The sequence below is a fragment of the Metabacillus litoralis genome (assembly GCF_007994985.1).
Classification (GTDB): Bacteria; Bacillota; Bacilli; order Bacillales; family Bacillaceae; genus Metabacillus; species Metabacillus litoralis.
Window position 1 is genome coordinate 103,949 of the sequence record NZ_VOQF01000006.1, and the last position, 24,370, is coordinate 128,318.

The 24,370-nt window shown below is 34.2% G+C and carries 22 protein-coding genes and 1 pseudogene; 7 read left to right on the forward strand and 16 right to left on the reverse strand.

The window, feature by feature from the left end:
* Nucleotides 1-15: 15 nt before the first annotated feature.
* Nucleotides 16-780, reverse strand: a complete 765-nt coding sequence (locus tag FS935_RS11385) for a sugar phosphate isomerase/epimerase family protein (protein WP_146948630.1) — start codon at nt 778-780, stop codon at nt 16-18.
* Nucleotides 781-886: 106 nt separating this feature from the next.
* Complete coding sequence (locus tag FS935_RS11390) at nt 887-1,918, reverse strand: LacI family DNA-binding transcriptional regulator (RefSeq protein WP_146948632.1); 1,032 nt, start codon at nt 1,916-1,918, stop codon at nt 887-889.
* 393 nt (nt 1,919-2,311) lie between these two features.
* On the opposite strand from FS935_RS11390, the gene FS935_RS11395 reads away from it, so the two are divergent.
* From FS935_RS11395 to FS935_RS11410, 4 genes are all read left to right on the forward strand, one after another.
* Nucleotides 2,312-3,343, forward strand: coding sequence for a LacI family DNA-binding transcriptional regulator (locus FS935_RS11395; protein WP_146948634.1), 1,032 nt, complete (start codon nt 2,312-2,314; stop codon nt 3,341-3,343).
* A gap of 88 nt (nt 3,344-3,431) precedes the next feature.
* Nucleotides 3,432-4,595: a Gfo/Idh/MocA family protein gene (locus FS935_RS11400; RefSeq protein WP_146948636.1), complete on the forward strand. Its 1,164-nt coding sequence runs from the start codon at nt 3,432-3,434 to the stop codon at nt 4,593-4,595.
* Nucleotides 4,596-4,616: 21 nt separating this feature from the next.
* Nucleotides 4,617-5,345 carry a ThuA domain-containing protein gene (locus FS935_RS11405; protein ID WP_146948638.1) on the forward strand — a complete coding sequence of 243 codons (729 nt, stop codon included), beginning with the start codon at nt 4,617-4,619 and terminating at the stop codon, nt 5,343-5,345.
* Between the two features lie 51 nt (nt 5,346-5,396).
* Nucleotides 5,397-6,473, forward strand: a complete 1,077-nt coding sequence (locus FS935_RS11410; RefSeq protein WP_146948640.1) for a Gfo/Idh/MocA family protein — start codon at nt 5,397-5,399, stop codon at nt 6,471-6,473.
* 577 nt (nt 6,474-7,050) lie between these two features.
* Here the strand turns inward: FS935_RS11410 and FS935_RS11415 are convergent.
* The 3 genes from FS935_RS11415 to FS935_RS11425 form a co-directional block, all read right to left on the reverse strand.
* Nucleotides 7,051-8,085, reverse strand: coding sequence for a SepM family pheromone-processing serine protease (locus tag FS935_RS11415; RefSeq protein ID WP_146948642.1), 1,035 nt, complete (start codon nt 8,083-8,085; stop codon nt 7,051-7,053).
* Between the two features lie 206 nt (nt 8,086-8,291).
* Nucleotides 8,292-11,048, reverse strand: coding sequence for a GTPase domain-containing protein (locus FS935_RS11420; protein WP_146948644.1), 2,757 nt, complete (start codon nt 11,046-11,048; stop codon nt 8,292-8,294).
* Nucleotides 11,049-11,409: 361 nt separating this feature from the next.
* Nucleotides 11,410-11,874: a hypothetical protein gene (locus FS935_RS11425; RefSeq protein ID WP_146948646.1), complete on the reverse strand. Its 465-nt coding sequence runs from the start codon at nt 11,872-11,874 to the stop codon at nt 11,410-11,412.
* Between the two features lie 205 nt (nt 11,875-12,079).
* Between FS935_RS11425 and FS935_RS11430 the strand changes: the two genes are divergently transcribed.
* Complete coding sequence (locus FS935_RS11430; protein WP_146948648.1) at nt 12,080-12,295, forward strand: hypothetical protein; 216 nt, start codon at nt 12,080-12,082, stop codon at nt 12,293-12,295.
* A gap of 54 nt (nt 12,296-12,349) precedes the next feature.
* The gene (locus FS935_RS11435; protein WP_146948650.1) at nt 12,350-12,538 is read left to right on the forward strand and encodes a hypothetical protein; all 189 of its coding nucleotides are present in this window, start codon (nt 12,350-12,352) and stop codon (nt 12,536-12,538) included.
* A gap of 241 nt (nt 12,539-12,779) precedes the next feature.
* Here the strand turns inward: FS935_RS11435 and FS935_RS11440 are convergent, their stop codons facing one another.
* The 3 genes from FS935_RS11440 to FS935_RS11450 are packed head-to-tail and all read right to left on the reverse strand — an operon-like array spanning nt 12,780 to nt 14,802.
* The gene (locus FS935_RS11440) at nt 12,780-13,184 is read right to left on the reverse strand and encodes a DUF350 domain-containing protein (protein ID WP_146948652.1); all 405 of its coding nucleotides are present in this window, start codon (nt 13,182-13,184) and stop codon (nt 12,780-12,782) included.
* A gap of 5 nt (nt 13,185-13,189) precedes the next feature.
* Nucleotides 13,190-14,455 carry a glutathionylspermidine synthase family protein gene (locus tag FS935_RS11445; protein WP_146948654.1) on the reverse strand — a complete coding sequence of 422 codons (1,266 nt, stop codon included), beginning with the start codon at nt 14,453-14,455 and terminating at the stop codon, nt 13,190-13,192.
* Nucleotides 14,455-14,802, reverse strand: coding sequence for an aminotransferase yhxA (locus FS935_RS11450; protein WP_146948656.1), 348 nt, complete (start codon nt 14,800-14,802; stop codon nt 14,455-14,457). The genes FS935_RS11445 and FS935_RS11450 overlap by 1 nt, the downstream gene beginning before the upstream one ends.
* A gap of 163 nt (nt 14,803-14,965) precedes the next feature.
* Here FS935_RS11450 and FS935_RS11455 point away from each other — a divergent pair, with 163 nt between their 5' ends.
* Complete coding sequence (locus FS935_RS11455) at nt 14,966-15,406, forward strand: hypothetical protein (protein ID WP_146948658.1); 441 nt, start codon at nt 14,966-14,968, stop codon at nt 15,404-15,406.
* A gap of 18 nt (nt 15,407-15,424) precedes the next feature.
* Here the strand turns inward: FS935_RS11455 and FS935_RS11460 are convergent, their stop codons facing one another.
* The 8 genes and pseudogenes from FS935_RS11460 to FS935_RS11495 form a co-directional block, all read right to left on the reverse strand.
* Complete coding sequence (locus tag FS935_RS11460) at nt 15,425-16,180, reverse strand: 5-oxoprolinase subunit PxpA (RefSeq protein WP_146948660.1); 756 nt, start codon at nt 16,178-16,180, stop codon at nt 15,425-15,427.
* On the reverse strand, nt 16,167-17,198 hold the full coding sequence (locus tag FS935_RS11465; RefSeq protein ID WP_146948662.1) for a 5-oxoprolinase subunit C family protein: 1,032 nt from the start codon (nt 17,196-17,198) through the stop codon (nt 16,167-16,169). Before FS935_RS11465 ends, FS935_RS11460 begins: the two co-directional genes overlap by 14 nt.
* A complete protein-coding gene (gene pxpB / locus FS935_RS11470; protein WP_146948665.1) occupies nt 17,198-17,908 on the reverse strand; it encodes a 5-oxoprolinase subunit PxpB in 711 nt (236 codons plus the stop codon). Before pxpB ends, FS935_RS11465 begins: the two co-directional genes overlap by 1 nt.
* A 362-nt stretch (nt 17,909-18,270) precedes the next feature.
* On the reverse strand, nt 18,271-19,515 hold the full coding sequence (locus tag FS935_RS11475; RefSeq protein WP_146948667.1) for a glutamate-5-semialdehyde dehydrogenase: 1,245 nt from the start codon (nt 19,513-19,515) through the stop codon (nt 18,271-18,273).
* 2 nt (nt 19,516-19,517) lie between these two features.
* Nucleotides 19,518-20,624 carry a glutamate 5-kinase gene (gene proB / locus FS935_RS11480; RefSeq protein WP_146948668.1) on the reverse strand — a complete coding sequence of 369 codons (1,107 nt, stop codon included), beginning with the start codon at nt 20,622-20,624 and terminating at the stop codon, nt 19,518-19,520.
* A 460-nt stretch (nt 20,625-21,084) separates the two neighbouring features.
* Nucleotides 21,085-22,439, reverse strand: a pseudogene (locus FS935_RS11485) (MATE family efflux transporter).
* A 102-nt stretch (nt 22,440-22,541) separates the two neighbouring features.
* A complete protein-coding gene (locus FS935_RS11490; RefSeq protein WP_146948670.1) occupies nt 22,542-23,129 on the reverse strand; it encodes a TetR/AcrR family transcriptional regulator in 588 nt (195 codons plus the stop codon).
* A gap of 42 nt (nt 23,130-23,171) precedes the next feature.
* On the reverse strand, nt 23,172-23,885 hold the full coding sequence (locus FS935_RS11495; protein WP_146948672.1) for an MBL fold metallo-hydrolase: 714 nt from the start codon (nt 23,883-23,885) through the stop codon (nt 23,172-23,174).
* Between the last annotated feature and the right edge of the window lie 485 nt (nt 23,886-24,370).

A 24,370-nucleotide genomic window follows, 5' to 3' on the forward strand; every position in this document is an offset into this window, starting at 1 on the left:
TCGTTATTAGACTTTTTAAAAAGTAATTAATTTCTTACTTTTCAGATAATTCATACTAATTTCTATGCTATCTAGAGGCAAGCTTCTTGATCTGTCCTGCTCAACAACAAACCACTCTACTTTCGATTGTTCCCCTTGCTTAAGTACCCCATCTAGATTTACACCACCAGTTCCTAACTCTGCAAAAAATTCATCTCCATCTGTTGTCATATCCTTTATGTGAACAAGCGGTGTTCTTCCTCCATATCGTTTTAACCACAGAACTGGATCTTCTCCGGCTTTAGTTAACCAGTAAATATCAAACTCTGCCTTAACCCATTCAGAATTTGTTTCCTCTAATAGGAGTTCTAGAGGCATTTTGCCATTATCTAACTTCACTAATTCAAAGTCATGATTATGATAAGAAAGAGTTATTCCTGCTTCATGACACTTTCGTCCAATTGCATTTAAGATTGGAATGAGCTCAAAGTAAGCCTCTTTTGATCTTCTTTCAGTTGGGAGTACAGGACATACAACATGTTGACTACCAATTATTTGCTGATATTCAATGACTTGCTCTAATTCGCTTTCAAGCAGTGATAGTTGCACGTGGCTAGAACTTGCTTTCAGTCCTAGTCGATCAAGTTCCTTTCTCATTTGATATGCTTTTATTCCTCCATATCCAGCAAACTCGACCCCTTGATAACCAAGCTTTGCTACCTTTTCCAATGTACCTATAAAATCTTTTCCAGTCTCTTCACGTAAAGTGTATAACTGTAAACTGTATTGAATATTTGCCAAAATAATCCCCCTTTCTAACAGTTAAAATGTAACCGGTTACAATTATATTCACGATTACTAACGACTTTCCGCTACTCACCCCCTTTAAATTGTAACCGATTACATTTTATGTACTAATTTCTTCATTCATTACCTTTTCTTTTATTTTTCCACCACAGGAATCCCTAACAAGTAATTCACATTCTAATATATATTGTGACTTAAGTATTGGCTTTCCTTGAATTTGTTGTAATAATAATTTCATAGACTTTTGACCCATCTCAAAAAGCGGTTGTGCTACTGTCGTTATGGCTGGGTCAAATTTAGATGAAAATGTAATATTATCGAATCCTACAACAGCAATATCTTTGGGAACATCAAGTCCAAGTTCTTTCGCTGCTTTTACTGCTCCCATAGCCATTTCATCATTTGCTGCAAAAATTGCAGTTGGTGTTTTTTCAATTGCCATTAATTTCAGCATTTGATTATAGCCAGATTCAAAGGTGAAATCTCCCTCTTGAACTAGCATATTCCGAACTTCAATATTATTCTGCATCAACGCTTGTCGATAACCACTATATCTACCTTTAGAAATCGCAAATTGCAAGGGTCCAGTTATATGGGCAATTTCTCTGTGACCAAGACTTATAAGATGTTCAACAGCTTCTCGACTACTACTAACATTGTCGATTGATACAGATGGAACCTTTAATCCCTCAATATATGCTGTAGCTAGAACTAGAGGATATTCTTCACTTAAAGACTTAATATAGTTGGGATCCATCCTTTCAGATAACAGAATCATACCGTCTGTTTGCCTTTTCTTTAGTAAATCAACTAAGTTATATTCGTTTTCAACTTTTCTATTTGTATTACCTAGTAACACACGATATCCATGACTTGCTGCTTCGTATTCTATTCCTTCTATAATTCCAGAAAATACTGTATTTATAATACTAGGTACAACTACGAGAATTATGTTTGTTTCATTTCTTCGAAACTGTCGAGCTAGCATGTTGGGTTTATAATTTACCTCATCAATTACACTTAGTACTTTATTTCTCGTTGCCTCCTTTACAGTTTCTGGATTATGTAGAACCCTAGAAACTGTTGCGACTGAAACATTTGCTAATTTTGCTACATCACGCATTTTTACCATGTACCATTCTCCTTGCGGATAACTTATCATTCTATGTTTGTTTCAGTTTCAATTTTTGTAAACGGTTACATTTTTGATTATAAAGCCTACCAAACTATGTTTCAACACCATTTTCCAAAACAGGTAAAAAAGCCCATAAAAAAAAGCCTCCATACAAAGGTATGAAGGCTCCTCAAGTTTTTCATATAGAAAGTATCAGGGGGGATACTGTCTATTGCAATTTACCCTAATCTCAAGAAAATAAACATGAATTTTTAAAATTTTTGACTGTTTTAAAATTAAATCTAATAAAGCAGTGATGAGTAGCAAAATCATCATTAATTTTATTGTTATCCATTGACATTCTTTTCAAAAAAAGAGAAAATGAACGCGTGTACATAATAGTTACAGGGGGTGAATAAATTAGCTAGTAGAAAAGATGTTGCCCGATTAGCAGGAGTCTCCGAAGCTACTGTTTCTAGGGTATTCAACAATATCTCGCCTTTGCGAGAGCAGACAAAACAAAAAGTATTACAAGCAGCGAAAGAGCTAAATTATCACCCTAATGTTATTGCGCAAAACTTTGCAAAAGGAAAAAGCAATAACATTGGTGTTATCGTTCCTTATCTTCCAAAAGTGAACTTACTGTCTACTCATTATTTTTCAGAGCTAGTTAGTGGGATTGGCGCACGACTTGGTGAATTAGGATATGGTTTATTGTTAATATTTCAAAGACCTGATGAACGAAAAGATTATGTTCAGCTTTTTCACTCACAAAGAGTAGACGGCTGTATCATCTTAGGTGCCAGACATAACCAAAATGAACTAGAGGCAATTGAAAAACTTCATCAATTGAAATTGCCCTACTGTCTTATTAATCAAGCTTTTTCTGAGCAGCATTTTCATTTTATTGATGCAGATCATGTGGATGGTAGCTATCAAGCAACAACTGCTTTACTAGAAAAAGGATTTCAACAAGTTCTGTTTTTAAATGGACCGCTCGAATTTTCTAATAGTCTAGACAGACTTGAAGGATATAATAAAGCACTTCGTCAAAAAGGAATATCATTGAACGAGGCATTAATTTTCGAAGGAAATTATAGTCGAAAAAGCGGATATAAAGCTGGAGACAAAATTTCTACCTTATTAACAAAATCAAAAGCAATTCTTTCAGCGAATGACCGAATGGCTATTGGCCTTATGCAAAAGCTTAATGAATTAGGTTTTCATGCTGGTAAGGATTATGCGATTATCGGCTATGATAACTCTGAAATCGCAAAAATGACCACTCCATCATTAAGTTCTGTAAATGTTCCACTTTATGAAATGGGACAATTAGCAGCTGAGAAGGTTCTTCAATCCATTACACATGATATAAATGAGCAAATTATGATTAAACTATCCGTTTCATTAATTGAAAGAGAATCTTCATTACATGTGCACTAATATTGTGCTAATAATCGGCATTAATACTTATTTTAGATTTTTTTGTTTATAAAATACTTTCTATCAAACTTTGAAAAGAGGAAATATTATGGACAAAATAAATATTGGAATGATTGGTTACAAGTTTATGGGGAAAGCTCACAGTCATGCTTATCGTGATTTACCTCTTTTTTTCCCAAACACAGTTCGACCTGAAATGAAGGTAATTTGTGGTCGGAATGCCAAAGGAGTTGCAGAAGCAGCGAAACAATTTGGCTGGGAAGAATATACAACAGATTGGAAAGCCCTTATTAAGCGAGAAGATATTGATTTAATTGATATTAATGCACCAAGTGATGTACATAAAGAAATTACAATTGCCGCAGCTAAAGCAGGTAAACATATTTTCTGCGAAAAACCGTTAGCGCTTACATTAGAGGATTCACGTGAAATGCTAAAGGTTGTTGAAGCAGCAGGTGTGAAACATATGGTTGGCTTTAATTATCGCTTTGCTCCTGCTGTTATGTTAGCAAAAAAATTAATTGAAGAAGGAAAATTAGGAGATATTTATCATTATCGTGCATGGTTTTTACAGGATTGGCTAGTGGACCCTAACTTCCCTCTTGCTTGGAGACTTCAAAAGGAAATTGCAGGCTCTGGCTCTCATGGTGATTTAGGTGCACATTTAATTGATTTAGCACACTATTTGATCGGTGATATGACAGAAGTTATTGGGATGAGTGAAACATTCATTAAAGAACGACCTATCGCAACGAATACAACTGGGTTATCAGCAAACAGTAGCAATGCTCAAGCTGAAAAAGGTAAGGTTACTGTTGATGATGCCACTCTATTTATGACTCGTTTTGCTAACGGTGCGTTAGGAAGCTTTGAAGCTACCCGTTATGGAACTGGACATCGTTGCACGAATTCATTCGAAATTAACGGTAGCAAAGGTAGTGTCATTTTTGACTTTGAACGCATGAATGAATTACAAGTGTACTTTACAGATGACCATGAAGATGTGCAAGGTTTCCGCCGTGTGTTAGCAACAGATCCAGCACATGCTTTTGCTGAGAATTGGTGGCCACCAGGACATACAATCGGCTATGAGCACACCTTTATACATGAAATGGTTGAACTAATGGAAGCATTTAAAGAAAATCGACAACCTGTACCAAATTTCCATGATGGTGTTAAATGTCAACAAGTATTAGAAGCAGTTGATCAATCGATTGAAAAACGTCAATGGGTTTCTATTTCAGAAGTTTAATAGAATAAAGGAGTGGTTGATATGAAAAAAAGCGCACTAATTGTATGGGGTGGATGGGATGGTCATGAACCAGAACAAATTTCACAAATCTTTAAAAACATTTTAGAAGAAGAAAATTTCAATGTGGAAATTTCTTCTTCATTAGATGTGTATGCTGATGCTGAAAAACTGCAATCGTTAGACTTAATTGTTCCACACTGGACTATGGGAGATATACCCAAGAAATATGTTCTCAATATTTCAGAGGCCGTCATAAACGGTGTAGGATTAGCAGGCTGTCATGGAGGTATGTGTGATTCTTTTCGAAACAATGTTGACTGGCAATTTATGACGGGTGGAAACTGGGTGGCACACCCAGGAAATGATGGTGTGGAATATATGGTCAACATGAAGGATACGACAAATCCTCTATTAGAAGGTCTCTCTGATTTTAAGGTTGTGAGTGAGCAGTACTATCTTCATGTGGACCCAGCTGTTGAAGTATTAGCGACGACCAGCTTTCCTGTTGTGGATGGACCACATGCAACAAATAAACCTGTCGCTATGCCAGTAGTTTGGACAAAACGTTGGGGACATGGTCATGTCTTTTATAACTCATTAGGTCATAAAGCAAATATTGTTGCCATGCCAGAAGTTTCACTTATGATGCGTAGAGGATTTTTATGGACCGCTGAAGGTAAAAAACGCACTACAGGGTTAGCCACTTCAACAAATGGTCGTTTCTATACTGGAATGGGAGATAGCCAATAATCTCTTACGTTATTAATTTAATAATCTTTATAAAATAATGGAGGGTTCAATATGAAGAAACTCAAAATAGGTATTATCGGTTGTGGAAACATAAGCTCTATCTACATGGAAAATTGTCAAAAATTTGATCATCTTGATCTGGTAGCTTGTGCTGATTTAGATGAACAGCGTGCTCAATCACAAGCAGCTAGATACGGTGTTCCTAATGCATACTCTGTTGAAGAATTACTCGCTGATCCTGAGATTCAATTGATTATTAACTTAACCATTCCAAAAGCTCATGCCACAGTTTGTATCCAGGCTCTTGAAGCTGGGAAACATATTTATACAGAAAAGCCACTTGCAGTGACTAGAGAAGAAGGAAGACACATTTTAGAAACAGCTAAAAAGTACAATCTTTTGGTAGGCAGTGCACCAGATACTTTTTTAGGTGCTGGAATACAAACGGCTATCCATTTAATTGAGAAAGGAGAAATCGGTACTCCCATAGGAGCTTCTGCTTTCATGATTGGACGTGGCACTGAGCATTGGCATCCAGACCCTGCCTTTTTCTATGATATAGGTGGTGGCCCAATGTTTGATATGGGACCGTATTATTTAACAGCTCTAGTTGCACTATTAGGACCAATTGAAAAAATATCTGGATCAACTCGTATTAGTTATCAAAATAGGACAGTGACGAGCGAACCAAAAGCTGGAACAATAATCAACGTTCAAACTCCTACTCATATCTCTGGAGTAATTGATTTTATATCAGGTGCAATCGGTACTATCACAACAAGTTTTGATGCTATGGGTGGATCTTCTCTTCCTCCTATCGAAATTTATGGCAGTGAAGGAACTTTACTCGTTCCAGATCCAAACACATTTGGTGGACCAGTTCGTATTAGGAAAAAAGATGAAAAAGAGTTTATAGAAATTCCACTATCAAAAGGCTATGCTCAAAACAGCAGAGGACTTGGTGTAGCAGATATGGTCAAAGCTATTTTAAATGGTGAAAAATACCGTGCAAATGGTGAATTAGCTTACCATGTATTAGAAGCCATGCATGCATTCCATGACTCATCTGACAATGGTACACACTATCGAATGGAAAGTACATGTGAAAAACCAGAACCTCTAGTTTAAGTTTCGTCAAATGATTTAGAGGTTGGGACATAATTAAAAAAAGTCATACAAAAGACGAATAAATCTAAATTCAGTTAATCTGAAAGAAACAAGTTCGTTCCATTGCGCTGCAGACACTCCATTCGCCGGGGAGGAAGCTGAGTCTCCTCGGCTATGCCTGCGGGGTCTCAGCCTTTCCTCAATTCCCGTAGGTGCCCGAGTATCTTCCGCTCCATTCCACTAGTTCTTAGAAATAGTATGCAAAACCAAAAATTCTATTGAAGACAGCAAATAAAACCTGAACTATTAGGCGAATGATTAATTGATATATCACCTAATAATTCGGGTTTATCACTAGCTTTAATACTTATGTCCAGCATCTTCTTTATTGTTAAAAATTCCAATGAGAATACTTTAATATTGAAAAAACTTTACTTCAAGTAAGAGAAATAGAAAATGCTAATCTGTCTTATACCTAGGAAAAAAGGCGCTTATTATTTCCTAGCAAAGCGAATTTCTTTAACAGAAATCAACAACAAAGTTAACAAAGTCTAACAAAAAAAGAGAAACCTACATGGCTCCTCCCACTCTAAACTCTTCACTTCTTCTGATCCAACTTCTCTAAATAATCAACAGCTTCACTCAATGTAGCTACAGGTACAACCCGAATATCATAACCATTTTCTTTTACCGCAGCCACAATATCCTTTTGATTTCGATCATAGCTTGTTATATCTTTAGGTGTAAAGAAAATCTCAACACCTTCTTCGGATGCAGCTGTAATTTTGTGTGTAATTCCGCCAATTTGCCCTACTTTTCCAGTATGATCAATGGTACCTGTTCCAGCAATTTTGTAACCTTTCGTTAAATCCTCCTCAGTTAATTGATTGAGGATTTCTAGTGAAAACATAAGCCCAGCAGAAGGTCCCCCAATATCTTCACTATTAATTTTCACTTCCTTTGGTACTGTAGCAGTAAATTCCTCTTCTGGAACAATTCCTATTCCAACTTTATTTGATGATGAATCTAACGAGATCATTTCAACAGATTCAACAAGCTCTTTTTCACCTCTTAGAATTGAAAGTTCTGCAAATTCACCAGCTTTCTTGTTTTCTTCAATATAGGAGATGAAACTTGGTACATCACTCAGTTTTTTTCCATCTATAGTTGTAATAATATCTCCTACTTCAAGAATCTCTTTTGCTGGGGAATTTGATAAGATCGAACTAACAAAAATTCCATTGTAACTGATATCCACTTTTTCTCCTGCTTCTGTAAATCCTGCAACTAAAGCATTTTGTTTTGAATTCTGCATCATGAAATCTAATAAGTTCGTATATTCTTTATCTGTTAAGTTACCTTTTACATCTTCTTCTTTCTTAATATCAGTGTGTGGTGCGATTAAACCGTATGCTAATATATAAGGGTTAAATGCCTTTACAGATAAAATCGTAGTTAAATTAAAACTGCCTTGTTCATCTTTATTCGCCCCCTCTATTGTAATCTTAGGTTCTAGATCCTCTATCGTTCCAGGCTGATAAAGATAATATGGAGTTGGAATAAAAGCAATAATGACTAGAATTAAAAGAAGAATTAATAATCTATTTATATAACGTTTATTCAATTTTTTCATATGTACTTTCTCCTGTCAGTCTAATATTTTTTATTCCATTATACTCCTTTAAACTAAAAAATAGTTTAATTCATAACTGATAAATATTTTTTTCACGAAAAGCAAATGCCTATAACGTAAATTAACAATTTAACAAAGTAAAATAGCCTAAAAAAGAGGCTGTTTCATACGTGATAAATCACATATGAAACAAGCCTCTTTTACTATTAAAAACTACGACTATATCCTCTTTTCGCCTGTAGCATAAATTCCTGCTGCAACAAGTTTACCTCAAATAATTTTAATGGATCATAAAAAACTTCTGGACTTTGTTTCATTCTATCTAACTCATTTTTACCATTTTCAATATTGTCTCTTGTCTCATTAATAATATTTTCTACTTCCTGAATAGAGCTAGTAAAGAATGTCGTTATGTCTTGCTTTAAACCTTTTTCAAATAATTCAAGAGGTAAGAACAACTTATTACTAATTGTTTTTGCTACTTCTTCATATGATTCATTTTCTACATACTTTTTATATTGATTATATAGCACGGTATTATTTTGATTCATTGCTCCAAAAATCTTTCCGACTCCTTTTAAAAGGATTTGAGCTGGTTTATTTTTAAGCATAATGTTCTCATTTTCATAAAAGATTCTTGCCATCATTCGGTCAATATCTCGACGCCAATCATATAAAATTGAAAAATCACATTTTAATAATAGTTTTTCTTCTTGATAAATGTCATTAAAAGTTTCACTCATTTCAACTAAATAAGTCTGACTTTCATGTAGTTCATCATGTGATGCCAATACCCAGGTTTCGAGTTGATGACTAATTGTCGGTAGTAGCTTTTCCTCTACATAATCCTTAATTTTTTTATTCATGTGATCATTAAGCTCAACATGAATTTGTTTAAAATCACTATCTTCTTTGATAAATTCTGCGCTCTCCTTAAGTAAACTCGGTAATGCTTCTTGTAATTCAACTTTAACATTAGTTATTAATGAACGATAAGCAGTAATTAGAGATTTTACTTTTTCATGCTGCATGTCTGTTAATATATTATTAAATCCCTTTAATCGACCTAATATATCTTCATTCCATTGTATAGAATGTGCAAATCCCTTTTCCATATCAACTCGTTTTTGCAGTAAATGTGCTATCACTTTTCTAATCACTGTTAAGATTTTCGCCGTTCGCTTTTCTTCTACTTGCTGTATATCTAAAGGAAAATGTGTATCTAGAAACCTGTTTAACTTACTTATTTGCTGACTAAATGGATATAAGGATGAATAAGGTAAGATTTCTGCATTTGGATAGATGGAGTGTACTTTAAATTTAATTTCACCGATAATTTGTTCTGTATCTGCATCACTTGCAACTAAATCAACCTTATTTAAGATAAAATTCACCTTAATATCAGGTGCAAAATTTTTCATCTGGAATAACAAATCATATTCTCTATCAGGTAACGGAGCAGTTCCATCTATAACAAAGATCACTCCATCAGATAGCAATACAGATTCAAAAAGTTCATCTCTTACCTGTGCACTGCTATTAATTGGTGGTGTATCTATTAATGCACATTGTTGTTCGTGTAATGTAATACAAGGTCTTTTCACTTGATAAAGAGCAGCTGGATTTTTTTCCATCTGATAAAGTAATTCTGTATTATTAGGTAACTCTTGATCTCCATGTTCAGTTATTTGAATGATGTTTAATTCTTCATGATCACGAAACACAACAAAAGATGGTGTAGAACCAGTGTATATTTTATCACCTAATAAAGAGTGAATAAATGTTGTCTTACCACAACCGTGATTACCTAAAAGAAGAAGATGCTGCTTTACACTTCTATCGATGAATTCCTCAGTCCACCATCTGAGTTTATAATCAATATCAAGCGTATGGCTTCTTGCCCAACTATTTATATTGTTAAAGAGCTGTAGTGCTTCACTTAAGCTTTTTCTATTATTATCTGCATCGAAAATAATCGTTTCCGCCTTAGATATTGCATCTTGAATCATTGTTGAAGGAAAAATCTCATTCCAAGCTAATGCAATAGCTGATGGAAAAAGAGCATTTGTTTTTGTTGAGAGCTTTAACCAGCTAGCAACTAACCGTGGGATAACAGATTTTATGTTCTCTAACAAATATGTACCTTCTGTTAGTTCAATAAATGTTTCCTCAAATAATGGGATCAGTTGATCCCAATAATAGTCCTCCTCCGTTTCTATTGATAATAGCAACTCATTTAACACGTTAAGCCAGCTTATATAATTTTCTTGTTCTCTATAGCTCTGCCATAAGGCCTTTATCATATCCACAAAAATGATCTTGCTTTTTTCAAACATAATTAACAACGTATCAATAAAATATTCCGGAGAGAAATCCTTTGATTGACCTGCTTTGACATAAGCTATTAAGATAGAAAACCATTCACTACTTCCTGTACGTAGCGATTCTGAAACAGCCAGCATGACTAATTGCTGATCATCTTGATTTTCCTCATAAAACTCTCTAGCAAGCTTTGTGACTTCTGGATAATCTGGATTAAGACTTACAGCATGCTGGATAATTTCATAGGCATTTTCTATTTTCTTCCTTTCTTTATAAAGGGAAAATAACTTCAAAGCAACCTCACTGTTTAAAGTGGAAACATCTGTCTCGATTGAGTTGTACATATCTTCAGCACCAGAAAGTAACCCTAACTTATAATAGGCATCACCAATATTCATTTTAGCCCATTGCTCTAACTCATTTTTTATATTTTCCCATTTAAATATTGCTGTTTCATAATCATGATATTGAAAATAAATTTCACCCTGAGCAAAACGAATATATGATAAGTCATAGCTTTCTTCACTATTTTGTTCTTGGAAATATGCTTCCCCAAGTATCTCTACCGGTATTCTTCTATCATCATTTGATAAAAATGATTCATAAAAAGTTTTATGAATTAATTGTTTTTCATTTATCATGTTAACCTCCTGCAAACACGTTATTTTAACGAAGTATTCCTCACATAGAATTCTTTGTTTGCATATTTATTCTTAATGATTTTCACTCTATTGAAGTTCAAAAACATACTTTAAAAACTGAATAATCTTTCTATGGTTTATTTTAACAAATAGTAATCTTCAAAGGATGATTTCACTATAAATTCTTTTGTAAAATGCTATTTTCTTAAATTTTGTTTAGTTTAAGAATTATGTAGTTTCTAGCTGCATGTGAAAATAAAAAAAATAAAACCAACACCTTCATAAATAATACGCTAGAAGGATTAGTTTTATTAGGGGTTTAATTTTGTACAATGTTTAAAATTTACTCAATCCTAAAGAATTAGGAGCTTTTCTTAATCTTAATCAGCTTCATAATAGTAAATCCAATTATTAATCCTGGTATAAGTGCAAGAATTGGTACCCAAATGGGACCTAATAAAAAACCATTTACCTTAACAATAGGTGAATACATTAAACCGACAGTGACTGTATAAGCACTGCAAACAAATGGCAGATAAGAAAAAGGAGCCACATCACCATTTGCATCTTTAAACGCATCCCACATCGCAAACATATATACACAAGGATAAAACATTAACCATTGAAAATTGACCACTTGAAATGCCTGATCAATCTCACCTAAAAAGCTTGCCATTATTGCTTTATTAAAATTACTGTTAATATTAATTAAAAATTCCAGTAAAATAAAAACTGTACCCTTTATAATCTTCCCGTTTAAAAACTGCGCAAATCCCGGTAATGCAATGCTCCATAAAATCGCTTCTGTCTTGGATGTTTTTGTCATAAAAATGCTTCCTATCATCTTTTTTAGAAGGGCTTTAAATGTAATTGGTGTGGACTATCTTCATATCTTTGCCCTTTTAACATTTACAATGACTTCCAAATTTATACTAACTTATGTGAAATACCAAAATTCACCTTTGTCAATTTTGAATGCTATGAAACCTTTTTTGTTTACCTTCGTAGTGATAATAAGGAGTGTGGTATTTATGCAAAATAAAAAGATGCGAATTCTGTGGATCATTCCTAATGTATTTTGTTACTTAATGTCAATAGTTGTGTTATTTTTTATTATCTCTAATACAGAAGGATTAATAGAGATAAATCGCTTACCTGTATGGTTGTTAATAATGCTTATTCTTTTCCTTGTGTCTGTTTTGGGTAGTTTTCGGATTATGAGCTGGATTAAGCAAGGAAAAATTTAATGTAGTCAATGAATAACAGGGAAAATAAAATTAAAGTTAGTTAGGAGATTGAGAATGCAGATTCTTGTTGTATTTCTAGTGATTATTTTGTCTGTCTTTATTGATATTTATTGGCTAGATACCGAAGGGAAAAGATGGGGCTGGATAAGATCATGGTCAGCTCTGGGAAAATTAATATTTTGCATAGGATTTGTGATCGTATCTGGTTTCATTTATTTAGGATTAAGTGGTAAATATTTATAATTTTATAGTTGCTATGAAGTCTGATAAGCTTGTATTTAATTATACTCTGTTCACAAACTTGCGAGTCAAAGAGTTCCTTTGACTCGCAAAAAGTCCGCTTTCTTCTTTAATCACCTTGCTGTGATGCTCAAAACCAAACAGGGTAACTCCGCTCCTTTCAAGTCTTTGTGCCTGAAAAGTTATGCGTTTTTAATCAGTCTGATGAGCTTGTAAATATTAATTTAAATGGAATATAGAACAATTAATATGTTAAAGAAGCTGCAATAATTAAACCAATTGATACTGATAAAAACAATAAAAATAATCCAACTGCTTGATTGTCTTCATCAATAGCTTTAGTTATATTGAATTTTGGTGTTAGTAGCTCAGCAAGATAAAATATGATAATTTGCATGATTATCGCGATGCTTCCCCAAATAATCATATCTAAAATATTTACCGAGTTTGCAATTGAAGAATATAACACAATCGCCAATCCTAAAATACGCCCACCGAATGCGTATACTGCTGCTTTATTACCATTTTTAATAAGTTCAAATTCTTTATTTTTAGTTGTAACCTCAAAAAGTATGATTCCAATTAACAATAATAAAGTTGCTAATCCAATATAAGATAAGGTAGATAAAAATAATTCCGTAAATGTCATGCTCTTCAGTCCCTTCTTTCCTTTTTTATACCTACTGGCAAAAAGTACGCATTATTGTCCGTGATTTGGTTTCCAGCACGTAAGCCAATTCCGCAAGCTTTCCCATTAATTAAAAAGCTTCCTATTAAGATTTTTGCTTCCTTTACTCCAGTCACCGTTTTAATTTCTTGTGAAGGTAATTCAACATATTTCTGATAAACAGGTAGTGATTCCTCATATGTATGATGCTGATCTTCTACCAGTTTTTTTGTGCCTTGAAAGATGGATACAGTGTCTCCTTCTCTTCCATAGCTTGGTTTTTTCACATACTTCCACCCTTTTGACAAAAACAAATCTTCTTCTAAATAGGTTGGAAGAAAATAAGCATGTATCCATTGTTTTTCTTCTGTAGAGAAATACGGAGAATCTATCTCTTTCATACCCCAGATAACTGCTTGAACAGCTTTAGATTGTAAAAGGAAAGCAGAAATTGGATTTAACATAATCAACTTATTCGTAAAAACGAGTTCAATCAGCTGAACACCGATCTGATCTCCTGTTTCAGCGGAAACATCTTCTAATAAATGCTCTAAAGGATATGTTTGTCGATAAAGAACATCAATTCTATTTCCTTCATCATCATACAACCCTTCATTTTTCTTTATTGTCAACTTGTGTAGAGGTACATATTTTGCTAAAACATTTGATGTTTCCATTAAAAATTGAGTTGTAAGTTTATCTTCTTCATTCTGATCATGTGAAGTAAACACGATATTAGGATGATTAGAGAATTGTGTTCGATTAAGAGCTTCACCTAAAGCTTTTCTCATTTCTATACCTAATATAGCTGCTAAGCCCTCATTTGGATCAGTTACATCAAACTCCTGACAAAGATAGTTATTCACATGAAAAACTTCCTTTTCAAAAGTAGGCGTATCACTATTTAGTTCTAATACCTTTAATCCTTCTTTTGTTTTCACAAGATCAACACGAGCTATTATTGTTTCAACAGGTAATGCTTTATGCCGTATAAAAGGAAGGATGCTTTGTGGAATATCTAGCTGTAAAAGTGTTTCATCTGGTGAATTACGTAATAAATTCGCCGTTTTAAAGAATACTTTTCCAACTCGTTCAGTTACTAATTGTATATCTTTAATATCTTGTTCTGATAGAAATGCCATATCAAACAACCCATATTCACTATCATTTAAATCATGCCAGAAAGAATTGATTTCATTATAGCTTTTAGCACGTTTTTTTGTGTGTTCATGTTCATTAAATTCTTGTTCCATTATCCACCGAAACCTCCGCTAGAGCCTGATCCAAATCCAGAGCTGGACTTTGATACTGATCCTCCACCTTTAAATGAACTACTTGACTTATAGCTTTTATAAGCAGAGCTAGATCTTAAGCTGTTTTTCGATGCAAACCAGCTACCAGCATAAAAATAATGACCTCGATGTGAGGAAGCATCATCATCACACTCCCAAACTCCTTCATCTGCTTCCCATTCCCAATCACCACAATCTGTTCCTTCTGGAACTGGTGGAAGCTCTTCATCATTTCCACAGCCTGCAGCTGCAATCATCGTCGCAGAAATTACTCCAGTTAATAGCTGTTTTGTTTTCATCTGTTTCATTCAACAACCCTCCTTTCATCTTTCTTTATTATATATTCACGCTTAAGAATAGGTCATTATAAACATTTCTACCACTAAATAGATCATCCAGCTTAGAAAAATTATCCTTCATTAACCCATCTTATATAGTATAGTAAAAATAACCAATTCTTTGGAGGTAAATATGAAAAAAAGTTATAAATTGGAATATAGAATGAATGATGAGCGCAATAATTATCCTGCCTTATACCATTATGATTTTGCAGATCCATTTGAAATTTATTGCCGTAGATACTGTGATTTTTTTATTAAAGAAAAACAAGTTTATAAACAAACCTCAACAAGTCTTGAAGAAGAGTACTATGTCATTTACGTAGAAAAAGAGACAGAAGAATATATTTTTGAAGATGCTGAAAACTACTCTCATGTTACTCTTGAAGTTCGTGATTATAAAGAATACAATGTATCACCTTTAATCTTCACATATGATCTATATTCACACGAAGAAGTTCTATCACTAATAGGAAATGATTATTTATGGATCGAAAACGAAGAATACGAAAAAATCTCCGCCGAAATTGACGAAGATCGCTCAACTTATGTTCTTTATATGACGAAAACGTAAATGGGGGTCTGACCCCATTTACAAACTTTTAACAATAACTTTATCTTCAATTAGAGCTTTATGAATATCTTTGGCAAACCTGACTGCGTTTTCTCCATCTCCATGAATACAAATTGTGTCTGCCACAATGGGTATTTCAGTTCCATTTGTTGTTATTACCTTTTGCTGTTTTACCATCTTGAGAACTTGAAGGATTGCATCTTTTTCAGTTTTGATTAATGCACCTTCTTGAGTTCGAGGTGTTAAGGTACCATCTTCTTGATAAGTTCGATCTGCAAATACTTCATTTGCCGTTCGCAATCCAATCCTCTTTCCCGCCTCAATTAACTCACTTCCTGAAAGCCCATATAAAATCAGCTCTGGATTTACTTTATAAACAGCTTCTGCTATCACTTCTGCCATTCCTTTATTTTTAGCTGCCATGTTATATAAAGCACCATGTGGTTTTACATGATTAAGCACTCCACCTTCAGACGTAACGAAACCGTTTAGAGCACCTATTTGATAGATCATTAAATCATATATCTCTTGAAGTGAAAGAGACATATTTCTCCTACCAAATCCAACCAAATCATCAAAACCAGGGTGTGCACCAATACTTACAGAATGATTCATAGCTAATATAACTGTTTTTCTCATAGTTGTAGCATCACCTGCATGAAATCCACATGCTACATTTGCCGAAGTGATCACTGTAATGATATTTTCATCTGCACCAATCTTATACGAACCAAAGCTCTCTCCCATATCGCAATTCAAATCAACCTGCATCATGCTCCATCCTCCTAATGGCTAAAAGCAATCCAATTTTCAATTCTTTAACAAGATCTTCTCGATCAATTAATAATTTTTGTGCTTTTTCAAGCGATATTTCTTCAAAGGATAGTTTCTCACCAGGTATTACCTGAGAAAGGATTGGTAAATCAATGCTTGCAACATAGCCAATTTTAGGATACCCACCAACTGTTTGGCGATCTGCCATTAATATGATTGGCTGTCCATCAGGTGGAACTTGAATTGTTCCCATTGTTACAGCCTCTGATAAAAGATCTATATTTTGTTTTAACTCTAGTTTAAATGACTCCAGGCGATACCCCATTCGATCTGAATTTGTCAGCACTTGAAAAGACTCTTTTCTAAAGCGTTCCAAAGATTCTTTAGTAAAATCAAAGAATTGTGGACCTTTTATAAAACGAATAGGTGATTTTTTACTATACATTTCTATGAGACTAGTACTAACTGTCCAAGGTACATACCTAAAAGCTTCTGCAGTAGTAATATGCGATTTGAAATAGTTATAAAGTATTTGTGTAAACTCACTGATTGCTTCTTTTTTATGTAACACATCATCTTTTCTTAATAGTCGTCCATTATAGCCACCAATTTTTCCTCTACTGTATGTACTACTACTGTTCATAACAACAGGAACATCCAATCCTCCAGCAATAGCTAAATAACTACGACATCCTTTGATTGGTCGACCAAACGTTAAAGTACTACCTTCTTTTATATAAATAGGTTTCCATAGAGGAATGGTTAAACCATTGATTTTTGCAGATAAATCAGCTCCACATAGTGAAATAATAGCTTCATTACGAAAAGTCAACGTTGGACCAATTAAAGTAACTTCTAAAAGGGGCTCATGATCATTATTCCCCACTAAAGCATTGGCGATTATTGCTGCATGTTCATCCATTACACCACTAACAACAACTCCATATTCCTGAAAACCATATCTACCTGTATCTTGAACTGTCGTTGATAACCCAGGTTCGATAACATCAATTGTCATCAACTCACCTCCCAGTTCTCATATTGCTCTTGGGTAATAGGTGTAAATTTCACAACATCACCTGCTTTTAAAAGACTTGGTTGTTCTCTTTCTACATCAAAAAGCTTGATTGGGGTTCGACCAATTAATTGCCATCCACCAGGACTTTCTATTGGATATATTCCTGTTTGTTCTCCACCGATTCCAACACTTCCAATAGGAATCATGTTTCTCGGTGTCGACTTTCTCGGTGTTGCAATTTTTTCTGACATCCCACCTAAATAAGGAAAGCCTGGAGCAAAACCAATCATATAGACAAGATAATCCTGATTAGAATGTATGTTTATGACCTGCTGTTCTGTAAGTTGATGAATTTTTGCTACCTCCGCTAAGTCTGGTCCATATTTGCCACCATAACATACTGGAATCAAGATTGTTTTAGTTTGATCTGTATTTTCCGTTATGTTAATAGATGAAATAATAGTTGACAAAATCCTTACAACCTCACTATAAGGAGACTCGTTAATAGAATTTAAAACAAGATCTTTCGGTTCATAGAAAACGGTAACAGTGGTATAGCTTGGTGTTACCTCAATCATTCCAGTAAAAGGATTTGATTTTAAATGTTCACATAGAAGCTTTACCTTTTTATGAGTAGTAATGTTGATCTCTTTACCCATTTTTATCGTTACTGCTCGATCTCCCTGTGGGAAAAACGTAAATTCATCCATAATTCCCCTCCTCTTATTTTCAGACGATGATTTAAGTTCGTTCAGTTAAATACCAACCTTAGTAAAAACAGCTCAAGTTTAATATTGATTGCATGTATCCTTTACACTTGCCCTTTACGCAAAATGTATTAATTACCTTTATTTTAACATTTTCTAATGTATTTTCTCTAACCCGGGACAATTGCTAATAGGAGTTTCTACTATTCTTTCCCGTTGTCAGCCGAACAACCTTTAGAGAAAATCACCCTTCACCACAAATGCTATAAAAAATGGATACAAAAAAAGAAGAAGATCACTTTGTATCAAAGGACTAATTTCTTCTTCTCATCATAGGCTTTATTCTATTTTAACAAATAACTTTACTAACGAGTTTGACCTGTTCCATAAACAAAGAACTTACTAGAAGTTAGGGCAGGTAATCCCATTGGACCTCTAGCATGAAGTTTTTGCGTGCTAATACCGATCTCTGCACCATAACCAAACTCTGATCCATCAGTAAAGCGAGTGGAAGCATTATGATAGACAGCTGCAGCATCTACTTTGTTAAGAAATTTCTTTGCATTAAGTTCGTCTTCTGTTACGATCGCCTCAGAATGATTTGTTCCATATTTATTAATATGATAAATCGCTTCATCTACACCAGTTATTACCTTGATACTAACTGTTAGTGCTAAATACTCTGTATACCAATCTTCTTCAGTTGCCAATTTCGCTGCACCAAATACGCTACTCACAACTTCGTCACCATATATTTCTACTTCTTGACTGTTTAAAGCATCTAATAAATCTTTTCCATATTGTGCAAACCATTTTTCTTCTACTAAAATGGTTTCAACGGAATTACACACAGACGGACGCTGAACCTTTCCATTTAACACAATATTTTCGGCCATTTTATAGTCAGCGGAATGATCAATAAAAACATGACAATTACCCGCTCCTGTTTCAAGAACAGGAACTGTTGATTCTCTTACAACAGTATCAATCAAATTCTTTCCACCACGAGGAATTAGTACATCAAGATATTCTTTTAAATGAAAAAGCTGTTTTGCTGTTTCTCGACTTGTATCTTCTATAAGTTGAACTGCATCCTTTGGTAACTTGCTTACTTGTAACGATTTATGAATGGATTTCACAAGAGCTTGATTAGAAAAACTCGCTGAAGAACTACCTCTTAAAATAACAGCATTCCCTGTTTTTAGTGCTAGTGTTGCAGCATCAACTGTTACATTAGGTCTTGCTTCATAAATCATCCCTATTACACCAAGTGGAACTCGCTTTTTCTTAACAAGCAAGCCATTTTCTTTTTCAATTGTTTCCAGTTCCTCGCCAACTGGATCTTCTAATTTAATGAGCATCCTTATAGCGTCTGCTATATCGTGAATTCTTTTTTCATTTAACATGATTCTATCAAGCACACTATCTGTTAAACCATTGCGTTTTCCTGCTTCTAAATCTTTTGCATTTTCACTTATAATAAATTCTTTATCATCGATCAATTGATTTGCTATTAACGCTAAAGCATTGTTCTTATCTTCTGTTGAAATATCAACCATAACAAAACTAGCTTCTTTGGCAGCTTTTCCTTTTGCTAACACTTCACTCATCTTTAGAGCCCTCCTTCTGCTTTTACCCATTTATTTCGATGAATAACAACAATAGATGAAACAACTTCTTTTAATTCATCACTTCTTTTCCCCATCAGCTCTTGTAATTCTTCTGATGAAAACAAAACCTCGCCTTTCCCAAGTAAACCATTAGGACCTCTTACCTCGACCACATCACATTGTGCAAAGTTCCCATTAAAATCAATTACTCCTGCAGGCAAAAGACTTTTCCCTTTATATAAAAGCGCATCTTCTGCACCTTGATCAACGTGAATGGTACCTGATACCTCGGAATGAAAGGCAATCCATTGGCGACTATTATTTATTGATGATAATCCTTCTTTACCGATATAAGTTCCATTCCCATCACCTTGAAGAATCTCTATTAATTTTTGATTTCCTTTACCTAAACCAATAAAGACTTGTACACCTAGATTTAAAGCAGTTTTAGCAGCCATGAGCTTTGACTTCATTCCTCCAGTTCCTACTTTAGATCCAGCTCCCTGAGCAGCTTGTAACATGCTATCAGTAACTTCAGATAAAAAATTAATTTTTCGAGCTAAAGGGTTTGAACGTGGATTAGAATCATACAAGCCATTTATATCCGTTAAGATAATTAATTGATCAGCATGAATAAGTCCACTAACAAGAGCAGATAACATATCATTATCACCAAATGTTAACTCTTCAACTGAAACAGTATCATTTTCATTTATAATTGGTAAAATTCCTCTTTCTAAAAGCTCTGTTATCGTAGCATAAGCATTTTTATATCTTTCCTGCTTTGAAAAGTCGTTGCGAGTTAACAAAATTTGTGCTGGCTTTATATCAAATTGATTTAATTTTTCAAGATAGGATTGAACTAATAAGCCCTGACCAACAGCTGCGGCAGCTTGCTTCCCTTTTAATGTAATTGGTCTTGTTGGATATCCTAGATGTGTAAAACCAGCTGCAACTGCACCTGATGAAACAAGTAAAACCTCATGTCCAAATTCACGAAGTGCAGCAACAGCTTGGACATGATCAGATAATTTTTCTTGATCGATTTGTCCTTTTGCATTCGTGAGCGAACTACTACCTATTTTTACAACAATTCGCTTTTTATCCATTTCTGTTCCTCCACTACTGTTTTCCTTATAAATTGATTAATTTTGTTTTTCCAAAATCATATCAAAATTTCCCATGCAAAAAGCCCCAATCATCCTAAAAATAAGGACGAAAGGAGCTCTGCTTCCGTGGTACCACCTTGTTTGGATTCTATCATTATTTACCAATATACGTAAATAACACATCCCACTTAATCCTACTAACGCTAGGAACACGCTTATGTTTTCACAAGACTCAAAAGGTAGGTTCTGTGGCTTTTACATTATGAAGTCTCTCAGCTAATAAACTTCACTCTCTGAAATTAAAAGGTCCACATACTAGTCCTTTTTATATACGTTCTATATATGATTTTCATTGATTTTTTAATTTAAACACAACATCTACAGCTAAGTTTTACATTATTATGGCGATTATTTTTGTAACTGTCAAGTAGTCAAAAATAACTTTTTGAAAATTTGAAAATTAATGATCACTTGCTTCGTTTATAGCGTTAATTTTATCCCATTTTCCAAGTTTATAATAACCAAATGCAATAACACTGCTCAAAATAAAACTAATGCCCATTCCCAAGGCAATACCACTTTCACCAAACCACTGTGAACAGAGATATGTTAAAGGATAACGTAATAACCAAAATGAAAGGATATTTAATAAAAGTACTTGGAACATGGCACCAGCCGCTCGTACTATTCCGTTAAGGATGAAGTTAATACCTAAAAACGGGTAAAAGAAAGCTATTAATTGCAAATAAGAAGTTCCAAAAAGGAGTGGTTCCTTATCATCCATAAATAGTTTAATAGCTGATTCAGCAAAGAAAAAGACAAATGTACTAATAACAAATATAATAATAAAATTAAACAGTACACCATATTTAGCAATTTGATGAACGCGTCCCATTTGTTTGCTCCAATATTTTGGCCTGCCATACTATTAACCGCAGTGCCTAAAGCCATTGCTGGTAGCATAATAAGACTATCTAACCTTTGAGCTGCCCCGAATCCTGCGACAACATCGTCTCCAAATGAGTTAACAACACTCATAATTGCCATAACACCAGCTGAAATGACCATCATTTGTAGTCCTGAAGGTATTCCTAAAGTCATGATTTTCTTCACTTCAATCCATTTGGGAGGCTTAGGAAAAATAAATGGCACCAAATTGCGTTTTAACGTATCAAAGATACCATATATAAATGCGATTCCTTGAGAAAGAATTGTAGCATATGCTGCCCCTTCTATTCCAAGTTTAAAGACATATAGAAATAACGGATCAAAACCTGCATTCAAAATGACAGCAATCACTACATATTTAACAGGCGATTTGCTATCACCTAACGACCTTAACACTGTACTGATAAAGTTATAACCAAATAAAAAGAGTATCCCGATAAAGTTGATTTTGAGATATGCTGCTGCATCAGCAATCATTGATTGTGGAGTATTGAGTAAGATTAATATCTTTTCAGAAAAGAAGAAGCCTATTATACCCAACAAACAAGATAGTAATGATAAAAGAACAACAAATGCATTAATATAACTTTTTAAGCCTTGATCATTTCCCTTTCCTTTTTGCTGTGACAAAATGGTTAACGCTGCATTATTAACACCAATAATAAATGATAAAATTGTAAAGATAATCGTTCCTGAAACAGCAATAGCACCAAGTGCATTAGCACCCAGTAACTGTCCAACCCATAAGCTATCAATAAATTGAAAAGATATTTGTAGCAGGTTTGTCAGCATGATCGGCAATGAAAAAATCCATATTTGCTTTATAATATTTCCACTTGTAAAATCGTGTTGAATCATGCTTGACATCCTCTCATTTTTATCCTTTCATGTTATCATAGCTTACTTAATCGTTACACAATAGTTGCTCTAAATAGAACTAATTACTTCAATATTAAAGTGAAAATATCATTACTTTATATCACCTTTTTTCTCCTTCATTTTATGAATTCCAGCTAAATAACTCTCTATTAATAAATAAAGGCTTTTATCAAGATCGAGCGGCAACCCAAATGCACCTTTTTGCTCTAGAGAAGAAAATCCATGTAATATACTTCTTAACCCTCGAACAGCATGGATCACTTCTTGTTCCTCTAATCCATAAGCACTTAAAATGTGAACAGTAAGATCAACAATTTTCTTTCCTGCTAACTCGATTTCTATTTCATCAGGATTTGGTGCTGATAATGTTAATTCGTATAATCCTGGATGAGTTCGTGCAAATGAAAAATATGCCTTTGAAACAGCATGAACAGCTTCGTCCTTCGATAGACCAATTGCAGCATTAGCTAACCGAGTATACAATTCCTCAAATCCATGAAGAGCTAATTTTTTTTTCAATCCTGTTAAACCATCGATATGATTATATAGTGATGGAGGCTTGATTGTTAATTTTTTAGCTAGTGTAGCAAGTGTTACAGAATCGATCCCTTGTTCATCTGCTAGATCTGTTGCTGCCTTTAAAATAGTTTGTAAATCAAGACCAATTCTAGGAGACATCTTATCTCTACCTTTCTTTTCGTTATTTAAATTTCATATCTACTATCTTCTACTAAGGTTTTTCTCTGCCTTTTCAATCGCTATTTGCAATTTAATATCTGGATCACTCAGCAAATCTCCGTGACCTACCGCCAATAAACTAGGTGAGTGTTGCTTTATTTTTTTTACACTTTCAAGAGCCTTTTCTTTATTCCATGTAGCCATAGCTGGAAATGGAAACATAGGGCGAATTTGTCCACTTACAGCTACCCCTCCTCTAGTCTGTAACGCATCACCTACTATAATAGCTTTGCTTCTAGTATCAAAGAAGCTTATTGAACCAGGAGTATGTCCAGGTGTTAACACAACCCGTAATGAGCCAACCCAATCATCCTCTTTCAACAGCTTATCAGGTATTAAGGTGATATCTTTAGGGATTCCTCCTTTTATGGGTGTTTGTGGTTCATCTTGATCTAATGATGTATCTCCTTTTAATAACCGGCTGTCACGTTCTGATATTGACAGTGGAACACTAGGGAATTTTTCTTTCAACCGGTTTAATGATCCTACATGATCACCATGTGCATGTGTGAGTAAAATATTTGTTAGTGGTTTTCCTAAATTTTCAATTACATCTAAAATTCCCTTATAGCTGCTTGGTATTCCTGTATCAATTAATGTAAGTCCATGATTATCTTCAACAATATAACAATTCACAGGAAAAAAACCTGGTAAAAAAGTTAATTGAATTAAATCTCCAATTCTCGTTACCTTCATCCATTTCATCTCCCTAAATGTTTTTAACAAAAAACTAACACCATTAGTTTTAATATAAACTAATGGTGTTAGTTTTTCAACTGCTATTTTTCTGATGTTTATTTACAGACTATTGCTTTAAAAAACACTGTTAAATTGTTATTGAATTAGTTATTATGCAAGAGTATCGTTAATCACCTTTAGTTAACAAAGGGTAAAAATCAATTTCTATAAGCCTTAGAAAAGAAAACTAGGAAAAAAAAGAGGCAGGGACATAAGTGTTTAAGCTAATGATAAACCCGAAATATTAGGAGATATTTCAATTAATTATTCGCCTAATATTTCGGGTTTTTATTTGCTGTCTTCAATTAGATTTTTTGATTTTGTATACTATTTTTAAGAACTAGTGGAATGGAGCGGAAGACATTTGACTCCTGCGGGTGCAGAGGAAAGGCTGAGACCCCACAGGCGCGCAGCTTACGAGGAGGCTTAGCTTCCTCCCCGGC